At 60.4% G+C, this 12,359-nt stretch carries 13 protein-coding genes; 1 reads left to right on the forward strand and 12 read right to left on the reverse strand.

Annotation, left to right across the window (positions count from 1 at the left end):
- Positions 1–376: 376 nt before the first annotated feature.
- The 3 genes from PSH76_RS05615 to PSH76_RS05625 all read right to left on the reverse strand — a co-directional run bounded on the left by PSH76_RS05615 (position 377) and on the right by PSH76_RS05625 (position 3,443).
- Positions 377–1,990 carry an NAD(P)/FAD-dependent oxidoreductase gene (locus tag PSH76_RS05615; protein WP_032895664.1) on the reverse strand — a complete coding sequence of 538 codons (1,614 nt, stop codon included), beginning with the start codon at positions 1,988–1,990 and terminating at the stop codon, positions 377–379.
- 85 nt (positions 1,991–2,075) lie between these two features.
- Complete coding sequence (locus tag PSH76_RS05620) at positions 2,076–2,747, reverse strand: COG3650 family protein (protein ID WP_032895666.1); 672 nt, start codon at positions 2,745–2,747, stop codon at positions 2,076–2,078.
- A gap of 96 nt (positions 2,748–2,843) precedes the next feature.
- The gene (locus PSH76_RS05625; RefSeq protein ID WP_032895667.1) at positions 2,844–3,443 is read right to left on the reverse strand and encodes a short chain dehydrogenase; all 600 of its coding nucleotides are present in this window, start codon (positions 3,441–3,443) and stop codon (positions 2,844–2,846) included.
- A gap of 217 nt (positions 3,444–3,660) precedes the next feature.
- On the opposite strand from PSH76_RS05625, the gene PSH76_RS05630 reads away from it, so the two are divergent.
- Complete coding sequence (locus tag PSH76_RS05630) at positions 3,661–4,575, forward strand: LysR family transcriptional regulator (protein WP_032895668.1); 915 nt, start codon at positions 3,661–3,663, stop codon at positions 4,573–4,575.
- Here PSH76_RS05630 and PSH76_RS05635 read toward each other — a convergent pair.
- From PSH76_RS05635 to PSH76_RS05680, 9 genes are all read right to left on the reverse strand, one after another.
- Positions 4,566–5,051 carry a DoxX family protein gene (locus PSH76_RS05635; RefSeq protein ID WP_032895670.1) on the reverse strand — a complete coding sequence of 162 codons (486 nt, stop codon included), beginning with the start codon at positions 5,049–5,051 and terminating at the stop codon, positions 4,566–4,568. The genes PSH76_RS05630 and PSH76_RS05635 overlap by 10 nt on opposite strands.
- Entirely contained in the window at positions 5,048–5,824 is a 777-nt protein-coding gene (locus PSH76_RS05640; RefSeq protein WP_098950617.1) for a DUF2063 domain-containing protein, read from the reverse strand. Before PSH76_RS05640 ends, PSH76_RS05635 begins: the two co-directional genes overlap by 4 nt.
- Positions 5,821–6,699, reverse strand: a complete 879-nt coding sequence (locus PSH76_RS05645) for a DUF692 domain-containing protein (RefSeq protein WP_138762404.1) — start codon at positions 6,697–6,699, stop codon at positions 5,821–5,823. Before PSH76_RS05645 ends, PSH76_RS05640 begins: the two co-directional genes overlap by 4 nt.
- Before the next feature lie 22 nt (positions 6,700–6,721).
- Positions 6,722–7,018, reverse strand: a complete 297-nt coding sequence (locus PSH76_RS05650; protein ID WP_014717277.1) for a DUF2282 domain-containing protein — start codon at positions 7,016–7,018, stop codon at positions 6,722–6,724.
- A 247-nt stretch (positions 7,019–7,265) separates the two neighbouring features.
- Positions 7,266–7,967: an ABC transporter ATP-binding protein gene (locus PSH76_RS05660; RefSeq protein ID WP_003193540.1), complete on the reverse strand. Its 702-nt coding sequence runs from the start codon at positions 7,965–7,967 to the stop codon at positions 7,266–7,268.
- A 1-nt stretch (position 7,968) separates the two neighbouring features.
- A complete protein-coding gene (livG, locus tag PSH76_RS05665; protein ID WP_003193538.1) occupies positions 7,969–8,736 on the reverse strand; it encodes a high-affinity branched-chain amino acid ABC transporter ATP-binding protein LivG in 768 nt (255 codons plus the stop codon).
- The gene (locus PSH76_RS05670) at positions 8,733–9,986 is read right to left on the reverse strand and encodes a high-affinity branched-chain amino acid ABC transporter permease LivM (RefSeq protein WP_003193536.1); all 1,254 of its coding nucleotides are present in this window, start codon (positions 9,984–9,986) and stop codon (positions 8,733–8,735) included. Before PSH76_RS05670 ends, livG begins: the two co-directional genes overlap by 4 nt.
- Positions 9,983–10,906, reverse strand: coding sequence for a high-affinity branched-chain amino acid ABC transporter permease LivH (gene livH, locus PSH76_RS05675; RefSeq protein ID WP_003193535.1), 924 nt, complete (start codon positions 10,904–10,906; stop codon positions 9,983–9,985). The genes PSH76_RS05670 and livH overlap by 4 nt, the downstream gene beginning before the upstream one ends.
- A gap of 227 nt (positions 10,907–11,133) precedes the next feature.
- Complete coding sequence (locus PSH76_RS05680; RefSeq protein WP_032895675.1) at positions 11,134–12,261, reverse strand: branched-chain amino acid ABC transporter substrate-binding protein; 1,128 nt, start codon at positions 12,259–12,261, stop codon at positions 11,134–11,136.
- Positions 12,262–12,359: the final 98 nt, after the last annotated feature.

Genomic DNA, 12,359 nt, shown 5'->3' on the forward strand with positions numbered 1-12,359 from the left:
CCCCAAATCACTGGCGGATTACGGGCACACCGAGCCTAAGCGAGGTGCCGAGTGGTGGGGCAAGAGCGTTTTGCTTACTTTTGCGCTTTTCAAAAGTGAGCCGCTGTCAGAGCGGAACCCTAGGTGGCCGTTACCTAAATAATGGATATGTACGCGGTCAGACCTAACATCTTGAACGGCTGTCAGGCCGCCTTCGCGAGCAAGCCCGCTCCCACATTTGGATCGCCGGGCGTCAAGTAGATATGCACTGGCCGCCGGGGCCGTCACGGGAGCAAGCTCCCTCGCCACAGGTCCAGCGTCGCACCAGAGTTGTGTAGATACCTATGCTCATCGCAGGCAAGCCACACATTGGATGTATGCTTGCCGCCAGTGTGCTTTAGGCCTCGATGCCGAGCATATCCCGCGCCAGCGCCTCGGCGATCCGGATCCCGTCGACACCCGCCGATAGAATCCCACCGGCATAGCCTGCGCCTTCACCGGCCGGGAACAGGCCTTTGACATTCAGGCTCTGCATCGACTCGTTGCGGGTAATGCGCAAGGGGGACGAGGTGCGGGTCTCGATGCCGGTCAGCACCGCATCGTGCAGCGAGTAGCCTTTGATCTGCTTTTCGAATGCCGGCAAGGCTTCGCGGATGGCTTCGATGGCGAAGTCCGGCAAGGCCAGGGCCAGGTCGCCCAACGACACTCCGGGTTTGTAGGACGGCTCCACACTGCCTAGCGCGGTGGAGGGCTTGCCGGCGATGAAGTCGCCCACCAGTTGCGCGGGGGCCTCGTAGTTACTGCCGCCGAGGATGTAGGCGTGGGATTCCAGGCGCTCCTGCAACTCGATACCGGCCAACGGACCGCCCGGGTAATCCACCTCGGGGGTGATGCCTACCACGATGCCCGAGTTGGCATTACGCTCGTTACGCGAGTACTGGCTCATACCGTTGGTCACGACGCGATGGGGTTCCGAGGTCGCGGCCACGACGGTGCCGCCCGGGCACATGCAGAAGCTGTAGACCGAACGGCCATTCTTGGCGTGGTGCACCAGCTTGTAGTCCGCAGCGCCCAGCTTCGGGTGGCCAGCGTATTTGCCCAGGCGCGCGGCGTCGATCAGCGACTGCGGGTGCTCGATACGGAAACCCACCGAGAACGGCTTGGCTTCCATGTACACGCCGCGCTCGTGGAGCATGCGGAAGGTGTCACGGGCGCTGTGGCCCAATGCAAGAATCACATGCTTGGAGAGGATCTGCTCGCCGCCGTCGATGACCACGCCGTTCAACTGGCCGTCTTCGATCAGCACGTCGGTGACCCGCTGTTCGAAGCGCACTTCACCGCCCAGGGCGATGATCTGCTCGCGCATGTTTTCCACCACGCCGGTCAGGCGGAAGGTGCCAATGTGCGGCTTGCTGACGTAGAGGATTTCTTCCGGCGCGCCGGCCTTGACGAACTCGTGCAGCACTTTGCGACCGTGGAATTTCGGGTCCTTGATCTGGCTGTACAGCTTGCCGTCGGAAAAGGTACCGGCGCCGCCTTCACCAAATTGCACATTGGATTCGGGGTTGAGCACGCTTTTGCGCCACAGGCCCCAGGTGTCCTTGGTGCGTTGGCGTACTTCCTTGCCGCGCTCGAGGATGATCGGCTTGAAGCCCATCTGTGCCAGCAGCAGCCCGGCGAAAATCCCGCAGGGGCCAAAGCCCACCACGATTGGCCGCTCAGCCAGGCCTTCCGGCGCCTGGCCCACCACCTTGTAGCTGACGTCCGGTGCCGGGTTGACGTTGCGGTCGTCGGCAAACTTAAGCAGCAGGGCGGCTTCGCCCTTCACGTTCAGGTCAACGGTGTAGATGAAGCACAGCTCAGAGGTCTTTTTACGCGCATCGTAGCTGCGCTTGAACAGGGTGAAATCGAGCAGGTCATCACTGGCGATGCCCAGGCGCTGCACGATGGCAGTGCGCAGGTCTTCTTCGGGATGGTCGATGGGCAGCTTGAGTTCAGTGATTCGTAACATGACAGGATCCGGTAGGCGGCGGGCAAGGAGGCCGGCTGTTTTGCAAACCGGCGATTATAAGCCCCAATGGCGACTTTCCGTCAGGTTAATCGTCCCGCGAGCCGCCGAACGCCGCGCAACCACGCTGCACCTGGCCGTTCACACGCAACTCGGCGCTCATGTGTTGCAGGCTGCCGCTCACACTGTCGACGCAGCGCTGGGGCGCCACCCACAGTTCGATGTGCTGGTTATTGGCTTCGGTCATCAGGTTGAAACGGCCGTCGCCCAGTTGTTCCTCGACGTACGGCACTGCCAAAGGTGGCTGGCCTTCGCGTTCCAGCACCATGCCCTTGGCCGTGACATTCATTGCCCAGGCGGGTTTATGGCCATTGGCTCGCAGGATCATGCGCTTGAAGTCCGGGTCGGAGCACGCTGAGGTCGAGCGTTCGACGCGATACAGTTGTTGCAGGTCCACTGAACCCTGGGTGCCGCTGGCGACCCCGGAAAACTTGCCACGCAGGTCGGCAAACAGCATGCCCTGCTGGCCGGCCAGCGAGGCCGCTTCCTGCAGAACGCTGGTGCCGCCGGTGTCGTTGACCACGTAGCTACGCTGGTCGCCACACGGCTGGAACAGCAGTTTGCCGTCCACCGCCGTCAACTCACCCTGCATACGGGTCAGCCCGACAGTCGATGGCTTGGCCGGCTCGCTTTCAAACAATTGGCAGGCGGCGAACAGAGGAAGCAAGGCAAACAGGGCGAGGGTACGGGCGGCGCGCATTATCGGGTCTCCAGGCAAGTGCCGCCACGTTACGCAGGCTGGCCGTGCATCACAAGCCCGCTTGCCAGCTTCAGGCGTTTCTTACAGATATCACCTTCAACCTACGATAAAGGTCTGACCGGTTTGCAGGCCCTCGACGCTTTTCGCGTAAGCCAGCGCCACATCGGCGGCGGGGGCCGGTTTGTAGCCGCGGAAATAAGGGGCATAGCTGCCCATGGCTTCCAGCAACACCGTCGGGCTGACCGAGTTGATGCGCAGGCCGCGTGGCAACTCAATGGCCGCCGCTTTGACGAAGGCGTCCAATGCACCGTTGACCAAAGCAGCCGAAGCGCCGGTGCGGATCGGATCACGGTTCAGAATGCCGCTGGTGAATGTGAACGAAGCGCCATCGTTGGCGTACTCACGACCGATCAACAGCAGGTTGACCTGGCCCATCAGCTTGTCACGCAGGCCCAGTTCGAAATCGCTGTCGTTCATGTCTGCCAGGGGCACGAAGTTGACGTTGCCTGCCGCGCAGATCAGGGCGTCGAACTTGCCGGTCTGCTCGAACAGCCTGCGGATCGAGGCGCTATCGCTGATATCCACCTGAAAGTCGCCGCTGGTGCGGCCGATGCTGATCACTTCGTGGCGCTGGGCCAGTTCCGCCTTGACCGCTGAACCGATGGTGCCGCTGGCACCGATCAATAGGATTTTCATCGTGCTGTTCCTCTAGGCTGATTGCCTGTAGGAGCGAGCTTGCTGGCGAAGAACGTCAACGATCACGCGGTAAAAATGACTACACGGCGGCGATCTTGAGTTTTTCGCGAGCAAGCTCGCTCCTACAGGGGTATGGGTTCGCATTCAGTCTAGTGTGGCTTTTTAGCTGGATAAACGCGCTAATAGGCAACCTTTGGTTTTCAAATGGAAACAATCCATGAGCGAAATGGATGACCTGGCGGCGTTCGCCGTGCTGATCGAAGCCGGCAGTTTCACCGTGGCGGCTGCACAATTGGGCTGCAGCAAAGGGCAGTTGTCCAAGCGCATCAGCCAGTTGGAAGCGCAGTTCGCCGTGGTACTGCTGCACCGCACCACGCGCAAGCTGAGCCTCACCGCTGCCGGCGCGGCGTTGCTGCCCCAGGCACAAGCGTTGGTGGTGCAGGTAGAGCGCGCCCGCCAGGCCTTGGCGCGGCTCAAAGATGATTTGGCCGGCCCTGTGCGTATGACCGTCCCGGTGTCGTTGGGCGAAACCTTCTTCGATGGTTTGTTGCTGGAATTCTCCAAGCAATATCCCCAGGTGCAGATCGAACTGGAGCTCAATAACAGCTATCGAGACTTGGCACGCGATGGCTTTGACTTGGGCGTACGCTCCGGCGCCATCGAACATGAACGCCTGGTAGCCAAGCCTTTGCTGGCCTGGCATGAGATGACCTGCGCCAGCCCGGCTTATCTGGAACAGCATGGCGAGCCGCAGACCCCGGCAGACCTGGCGGCGCACAGCTGTTTGCTCAACAGCCATTACAGTGGCCGCGAGGAATGGTTGTACCACCAGCAACACGAATTGCTGCGGGTAAAGGTGAGCGGCACCTTCGCCTCCAACCACTACAACCTGCTGAAAAAAGCCGCGTTGGTCGGCGCCGGTATTGCCCGCCTGCCGTCCTACGTTCTACCCGCGGAACTGGCTGACGGCCGATTGCGCTGGCTGCTGCGCGACTATCAGACACGCAGCATGCCGATGTACCTGGTGCATCCCTATCAGGGCGGCCTGCCACGGCGTACCCAGGTGTTGGCCGACTACCTGGTGGACGGGTTCAAGCGCAGCGGCGAGGCACTGGACCGACTTCAGCGATAACGACGGGCAATCAGGTGGTCGATGGACAGCCAACCCGGCCCTTTGGCAAGCAACAGCAATAACAGTGCAAGCCAGGTGCCGTGAGTGGGATAGGCGTCCGGGTAGACGAACAGCTGGATGGTCAGGGTCATGCCGATCAAGGCCAGGGCCGAAAAGCGCGTGGCGAACCCCAGCAGGATCAATACCGGAAAAAAGTGCTCGGCAAAGGTTGCCAAGTGCGCTGCCACCTGCGGCGACAGCAGAGGCAACTGGTATTCGCTGCGAAACAAAAACAGGGTCGAGGCGGCAAGTTTGGGCTCGCCCCATTGGAAGGTGCCGCTGATCAGGTCGATGGCAAAGCCTTCGACCTTGGTCTGCCCGGACTTCCAGAACACCGCCGCAATGGAGAAGCGCGCGATAAAGGCGATCAGGCTGTAGGGGATTTTTTCAAACAGTGCGACGGTTCGCTTTACCAGGCAGGGAGCGGAAGTGTTCATGGCAATACCTCGGGTTGCAGGTGCAAATGGGTGATGGCGTCGTGGCTGATCAACAGCGTGAGACATTGGTGCAAATCGAATTCGGTGGAGGCTTGCAGGGCATCAGCTATGGCCATCTCCAACCCAGCGCCTTGGTTGAGGCGGTTGATAAAGGTCACTGATCCGCTGTCGACGGCGAATACCTTGACCGCCAACCCTTGGCGCAAGACCAGCGCGCCTTGGGCATGCCAGGGGTTCAAGTTGGCGACGGCCCCGTCGGTCTGGTGCGCCGCCCAAACCGATACCACCGCGTAGGACGATTCCAGCGTGGCGAGTGACGGATGCAGTCGTACACGCAGTTGCCCCAGTTGCGCGCAACCTTGCAGTTGCTCAAGTACGCTGTGCTGATCCAGGACCTGGCAATCCGCCGCGTGATAAGCGCGAACCCGTAAGCGTTCCAGCCGAGCGACATCGGCCAGGTAGGGCACGCTTGAGGCCGGTTCGAAAGCCTGGATAAAGTCAGCGAACGTGCCGCCGTACTCACTGATCAACGGGCTGATAGGCGGGTGGGCTTGGACATACAGGCCGGCCATGGCGCGGAAAAACTCATCGCCGACCAGTTGCCGTGCCACCGGGTAGGCGGCTGCCAAAGCATTGATCAACGCGCTATGCACATTGTTTCGATACACCGCAAAGCGGCTCGCCGGCTCGGCACCGTTGCTGCTGAACACGCCCTCGGGGCAGGTTGCTTGCGGGGCCAGTAAAGCCTGGGCAAATGCCTGCTGAATACTCATCGGGCCACCTGCGACAAATACCCTTCGGCCTGCCGGGCCTCTGCTTGCAACACGCTGAACGCGGGCACCTGGTTGTCCCGCTCGATCAGTGTTGCCACCGCTCCCGTCCGTGCCAATACCTGTGCGTACAACTGCCACACGGCGTTATCGATCGGCGCGCCGTGGTCATCGATCAGCAGGCGGTCGCCCAAGCTGTCGGTGTCTTCGGCAAAACCGGCCAGATGAATCTCGCCCACTGCGTGTAATGGCAAGGCATCGATGTAGGCCAGCGGGTCGCGCTGGTGATTGATGCAGGACACGTAGACGTTGTTGACGTCGAGCAGCAGGCCGCAACCCGTACGGCGGACGATCTCGCTGATGAAGTCGGTTTCGTCCAGGGTAGAGCGCTGGAACTGCAAATAGGTGGACGGGTTTTCCAGCAGCATCGGGCGCTTGAGCGTGCTTTGTACCTGGTCGACGTGTGCGCATACCCGCTCCAGGGTGCTGGCGTCATAGGCCAGAGGCAGCAGGTCGTTGAGAAACACCGGGCCGTGGCTGGACCAGGCCAGGTGTTCGGAAAAAGACTGGGGTTGGTAGCGTTCGATCAGCGTGGCCAGGCGTGCCAGGTGCTCGCGGTCCAGAGGGCCTTCGCCGCCGATGGACAGGCCGACGCCGTGCAGTGACAGGGGGTACTGCGCACGAATCAACCCCAGATAGTGGTGAAACGGGCCGCCGGCCACCATGTAGTTTTCGGCGTGTACTTCGAAAAAACCGATGTCGGGGCAGGTCTCGAGCACCTCGGTGAAGTGCTCGGTCTTGAGCCCCAGCCCGGCCCGATAGGGCAGGCCGGGCGCCTGAGCCGGTGAGACCGCGTGTTGGGCTGTAAGCGTCATCATCAATACTCAGGCTGCGCGGGGGTCAGGATTTGGCGGTGAAGGCCGCTTCCTGGCCAAAACCGGTCGGCGAGGTGGTGCTTGGGGTCTGGGTGCACGTGCCGGCAGGGACCAGTTTCCAGGCATTGGCCTGGTCTTTGGTTTTGGAGGTGCCAGCGCAGGAAGTACCGGCGCCTGCGGCGCAATCATTCTTGCCGGCTTCAGCCACGCCGAAGCATTTCTGCATGTCGTCGGCTGCGTGGGCGGTGGTGGTCAGGGCGGACAGGCTCAGGGCAGAACCAAGGGCCAGAACGAGGGTGGCAGCGGACAGTTTGGTGGTCATGGTGTGTCTCCAGCAGTGGTTGAATGCGCAGGCTTGATTGCCTGCATGCACCACTAGAGAGGGCTCGACGAATTGCGTTACACAGACTTCGGAAATAAATTAAATATTAGGGTTCACACCAAACAAATGTGGGAGCGGGCTTGCTCGCGAATGCAGTGTGTCAGCCAACAGTTTCCTGGCTGATTCACCGCATTCGCGAGCAAGCCCGCTCCCACATTTTTGATCCGGTTTCTATGGCAGCCTTTGTTTAGCCGCCCAGGTACGCCTCCCGCACCTTCGGATCGGTCAGCAATTGCTCACCGGTGCCCTGCATCACCACCCGGCCATTCTCCAGCACATAGGCGCGGTCAGCGATTTTCAGCGCCTGGTTGGCGTTCTGCTCTACCAAAAACACCGTCACACCGTCCTTGCGCAGCTGTTCGATGATGTCGAAGATCTGCTGGATGATGATCGGTGCCAGGCCCAGGGAAGGCTCGTCCAGCAGCAACAGCTTGGGCTTGCTCATCAGCGCCCGGCCGATGGCGAGCATTTGCTGCTCGCCGCCGGACATGGTGCCGCCGCGCTGGCTGAAGCGCTCCTTGAGGCGGGGGAACAGGTGCAGCACCTTGTCCATCTGCTCCTGGTAATCGCCCTTGTCGGTAAAGAACCCACCCATGGCCAGGTTCTCTTCGACGGTCAGGCGCGAGAACACCCGACGGCCTTCGGGCACCACCGCAATGCTCTTGCGCATGATCTCGGCGGAGTGCTTGCCCACCAGTTCTTCACCCATGTAGCGGATGCTGCCACTGTAGGCTTGCGGCGAACCGCACAAGGTCATCAGCAAGGTCGATTTGCCGGCACCGTTGGCGCCGATCAGGGTGACGATCTCACCCTGGCGCACTTCCACATTGACGCTGTGCAGGGCCTGGATCTTGCCGTAGAAAGTGGAAACGTTTTCGAATTGCAGCATTTTACGCTTCCCCCAAATAGGCTTTGATCACTTCAGGATTGTCGCGGATCTGCTCCGGCGTCCCGTTAGCCAGTGGCGTGCCCTGGTTGATCACCACGATGTGGTCGGAGATGCTCATGACCAGTTTCATGTCGTGTTCGATCAACAGCACGGTGGCGTTGTTTTCCTCACGCAGCACACTGATCAGCGCCTTGAGGTCTTCGGTTTCCTTGGGGTTCAGGCCGGCAGCGGGTTCGTCGAGCATCAGGATGCGCGGGCGAGTCATCATGCAACGGGCGATTTCCAGGCGACGTTGCTGGCCGTAGGCGAGGGTACCGGCCGGGCGGTTGGCGAACTCGGTCAGGTTGACCTTGTCCAGCCAATACGCCGCGTATTCCATGGCCTCGCGTTCGCTCTTGCGGAACGCCGGGGTCTTGAACAGGCCGGCGAAGAAGTTGGTGTTCAAGTGACGGTGCTGGGCGATCAACAGGTTCTCGACCGCCGTCATGTCCTTGAACAACCGCACGTTCTGGAAGGTCCGCACCACGCCTTTGCGCGCGATTTCGTGGCCGGCCAGGCCCTGGATCGGCTGGCCGTCCAGCAGGATGCTGCCACCGCTGGGCTTGTAGAAACCGGTGAGGCAGTTGAACACGGTGGTCTTGCCGGCGCCGTTGGGGCCGATCAGCGCTACCACTTGCTTCTCTTTGACGGTCAGGGCCACGCCATTGACCGCCAGCAAACCGCCGAAGCGCATGCTCAGGTTTTCGACTTTCAGGATCTCGCGGCTCATTTGCGCAGCTCCATGTGTGGACGTTGCATGGGCAGCAGGCCTTGAGGGCGCCAGATCATCATCAGCACCATCATGGCGCCGAACATCAACATGCGGTATTCGCTGAACTCACGCATCATTTCCGGCAGCAGGATCATCACGATGGCCGCCAGGATCACGCCCAGTTGCGAGCCCATGCCACCCAATACCACGATGGCGAGAATGATCGCCGACTCGATAAAGGTGAACGATTCCGGCGTCACCAGGCCTTGGCGAGCGGCGAAGAAGCTGCCGGCGAAACCTGCGAACGCAGCGCCCAGGGTGAATGCGGAAAGCTTGATGATGGTCGGGTTCAGGCCCAGGGCGCGGCAGGCGATTTCATCTTCGCGCAACGCTTCCCAGGCGCGCCCGATGGGCATGCGCAGCAGGCGGTTGATCACGAACAGGGCCGCCAATGCCAGCAACAGCGCGACCAGGTACAGGAACACCACTTTGCTCACCGGGTTGTAGGCAATCCCGAAGTACTCGTGGAAGGTCTGCATGCCTTCGGCGGCGCTGCGGTCGAACGACAGCCCGAAGAACGTCGGCTTGGGGATGCTGCTGATGCCGTTGGGCCCACCGGTGATGTCGGTAAGGTTACGCAGGAACAGGCGAATGATTTCGCCGAAGCCCAGGGTCACGATCGCCAGGTAGTCACCGCGCAGGCGCAGCACCGGGAAGCCCAGCAGGAAGCCGAACGTGGCCGCTGCCATACCGGCCAGTGGCAGGCAGATCCAGAAGCTCCAGCCCAGGTAATGCGAGAGCAGCGCGTAGGTGTAGGCACCCACGGCGTAGAAGCCCACATAACCCAGGTCGAGCAGGCCGGCCAGGCCCACCACGATGTTCAGGCCCAGGCCCAGCAACACGTAGATCAGGATCAGGGTGGCAATGTCGACCGCGCCGCGCGAGCCAAAGAACGGCCAGATCAGTGCTGCGATGATCAGCCCGATGATGATGTAGCGCTGGGTGCGCGGCAGGGTCAGAAATTGGCTGACCTTGGGCGACACCAACGGGCCACGGTTGCCCTTGAACAAGGCACCGACCTGCTGGGTGAACAGTACACGCAGGAACATCAGCACCGAACACAGCGCGATGACGGTCAGGGTGACGGGCCCGGTGCCATGCACTTCCAGGTTGATGCCGACAATGCTCAGCTTGAGACCGAGTACCGGAAAGGCCACGGCCCAGACCAGCAAGGCGCTGAAAAACGCCGATTTAAGATATCTGCTCATACTTTCTCAACCTCCGGACGGCCCAGGATGCCGGTCGGACGGAACAACAACACCAGAACCAACAGGCCGAACGCGACGACGTCCTTGTACTGGTCACCGAAGATATCGGCACCAAAGGCTTCGGCCACACCCAGCACCAGCCCGCCGAGCATGGCGCCCGGAATGCTGCCGATGCCCCCCAATACCGCTGCGGTAAAGGCCTTGAGGCCCACCAGGAATCCGGCGTTGGGGTTGATCACGCCGTATTGCATGCTCAGCAACACGGCCGCCACGGCCGCCAGCGCAGCACCAATGACGAAGGTCAGGGCGATGATGTTGTTGGTGTTGATGCCCAGCAGGTTGGCCATCTTGATGTCTTCGGCGCAGGCCCGGCAGGCGCGCCCCAGACGGGAGCGGGAGATGAACAGCGTCAGGCCCAGCATGGCCACCAGGGTGACCACGAAAACCAGAATCTGCATGTACGAAATCAGCACTTCTTGTGCGCCACCCGGGCCGAAGGAGATGCTCCCCGGAATCAGGTTGGGAATGGACTTGTCCTTGGAGTCCTGGGACAGCAATACGGTGTTCTGCAGGAAAATCGACATGCCGATGGCAGAAATCAGCGGGATCAAACGGTTGCTGCCCCGCAGGGGACGGTAGGCAACCCGCTCGATGCTGTAGCCATAGGCACTGGTTACGATGATCGACGCCAAAAACGCAGCGGTCATCAACAGCGGCAGGGAGTGGATCCCCATCATGGCCAGCCCGGCAAGGGCGATGAAGGCCACGTAGGAACCAATCATGTACACCTCGCCATGGGCGAAGTTGATCATTCCAATGATGCCGTAAACCATTGTGTAGCCAATGGCTATCAAGGCATAGGTGCTGCCAATGGTCAGGCCATTAACCAGCTGTTGGAAAAAATGATAGATCTCAGGCATTACAGCGCTCCTAAAAACCCGATACGCATTTCACTGGTGGAGTCATTTCCGGCTCGGTGCCCTGTTCTGTGACCAGGTTGCACAAAGCGTTTGCCAGCGAACCGCTGGTGACGGTTTTAAGATTTTCAGGTGAGCCAGCGCCCGGATCGCGGGTGACATGGCCCATAAACCTCGTAAAACAAAGCCCACTGCTTGCACAGTGGGCTTGTTGACCAGTAACGCCTGGCTTACTGAGGGGAAACTTCGGTTTTTGGTTTACCGAAGTGCCATTCGTAGACCACGAACTTGAAGTCCTTCAGGTCGCCCTTGGCGTCGAAGCTCAGGTCGCCCGTAGGGGTCTTGAAGGTACCGGCGTGGATGGCCTCGGCCACTTTGGCGGTGTCTTCGCTTTTGGCCGCAGCAATACCACCGGCAATCACTTCAACTGCCGAGTAGGCCGGGAACACGAACGGACCGGTTGGGTCCTGCTTGTTCTTGGCGAACTCTTCAACGATGGCTTTGTTGGCAGGGTCGGTGTCGAAGGATTTCGGCAAGGTCACCAGCAGGCCTTCGGAAGCGACCTGGGCGATTTGCGAGATGGAGTCGTTACCCACGCCTTCTGGGCCCATGAACTTGGCGTTCAGGCCTTTTTCCTTGGCTTGGCGCAGGATCAGGCCCAGCTCAGGGTGGTAGCCGCCGTAATAGACGAAGTCGACGTTGGCTTGCTTGAGTTTCTGGATGATCGAGGAGAAGTCTTTGTCGCCGGCGTTCAGGCCTTCGAAGACGGCAACCTTGGTGCCTTTCTTCTCGAGGGTCTGCTTGACGGCGGTAGCGATGCCTTCACCGTATTGCTGCTTGTCGTGCAGTACGGCAACGATTTTCGGCTTCACGTGGTCGGCGATGTAGTTGCCGGCCGCTGGGCCTTGTGCGCTGTCCAGACCAATGGTGCGGAAGATCAGCTTGTAGCCACGGGACGTGATTTCAGGGCTGGTGGCAGCCGGGGTAATCATGATGACGCCTTCGTCTTCATAAATATCCGACGCTGGCTGAGTGGAGCTGGAGCAGAGGTGGCCGACGACGAACTTGACGCCATCATTGACCACTTTGTTGGCAACGGCCACGGCTTGTTTTGGATCGCAAGCGTCGTCGTACTCCTTGGCTTCAAGCATCTTGCCGTCTACGCCGCCCTTGGCGTTGATGTCTTTGATGGCTTGCTTGGCACCCATGAATTGCATGTCGCCGTATTGCGTCACCGGACCGGTCTTGGGACCGGCGATGCCGATCTTGATGGTGTCGGCTGCGAACGAATGGCCGGCAACCCCAGCCAGGACCATAGCGGCAAACAGTTTGGAAATCTGCTTAGTAGCCTTATTCATAGTGCTCCACTCTTACTGTTGTATTTTTTATAGTTCTAGCGGCCTTGTGAGCTGCAGAACCGGATCAGATATCGCGGATATCCCCCCGGCATTGCCCT

The organism is Pseudomonas sp. FP215 (assembly GCF_030687795.1).
Lineage (GTDB): Bacteria > Pseudomonadota > Gammaproteobacteria > Pseudomonadales > Pseudomonadaceae > Aquipseudomonas > Aquipseudomonas salmasensis.

Bases quoted from the DNA above. Each gene is read 5' to 3' on its own strand.
- PSH76_RS05615 (WP_032895664.1), bottom strand. From the start codon at position 1,990: ATGTTACGAATCACTGAACTCAAGCTGCCCATCGACCATCCCGAAGAA.
- PSH76_RS05620 (WP_032895666.1), bottom strand. From the start codon at position 2,747: ATGCGCGCCGCCCGTACCCTCGCCCTGTTTGCCTTGCTTCCTCTGTTC.
- PSH76_RS05625 (WP_032895667.1), bottom strand. From the start codon at position 3,443: ATGAAAATCCTATTGATCGGTGCCAGCGGCACCATCGGTTCAGCGGTC.
- PSH76_RS05630 (WP_032895668.1), top strand. From the start codon at position 3,661: ATGAGCGAAATGGATGACCTGGCGGCGTTCGCCGTGCTGATCGAAGCC.
- PSH76_RS05635 (WP_032895670.1), bottom strand. From the start codon at position 5,051: ATGAACACTTCCGCTCCCTGCCTGGTAAAGCGAACCGTCGCACTGTTT.
- PSH76_RS05640 (WP_098950617.1), bottom strand. From the start codon at position 5,824: ATGAGTATTCAGCAGGCATTTGCCCAGGCTTTACTGGCCCCGCAAGCA.
- PSH76_RS05645 (WP_138762404.1), bottom strand. From the start codon at position 6,699: ATGATGACGCTTACAGCCCAACACGCGGTCTCACCGGCTCAGGCGCCC.
- PSH76_RS05650 (WP_014717277.1), bottom strand. From the start codon at position 7,018: ATGACCACCAAACTGTCCGCTGCCACCCTCGTTCTGGCCCTTGGTTCT.
- PSH76_RS05660 (WP_003193540.1), bottom strand. From the start codon at position 7,967: ATGCTGCAATTCGAAAACGTTTCCACTTTCTACGGCAAGATCCAGGCC.
- livG (WP_003193538.1), bottom strand. From the start codon at position 8,736: ATGAGCCGCGAGATCCTGAAAGTCGAAAACCTGAGCATGCGCTTCGGC.
- PSH76_RS05670 (WP_003193536.1), bottom strand. From the start codon at position 9,986: ATGAGCAGATATCTTAAATCGGCGTTTTTCAGCGCCTTGCTGGTCTGG.
- livH (WP_003193535.1), bottom strand. From the start codon at position 10,906: ATGCCTGAGATCTATCATTTTTTCCAACAGCTGGTTAATGGCCTGACC.
- PSH76_RS05680 (WP_032895675.1), bottom strand. From the start codon at position 12,261: ATGAATAAGGCTACTAAGCAGATTTCCAAACTGTTTGCCGCTATGGTC.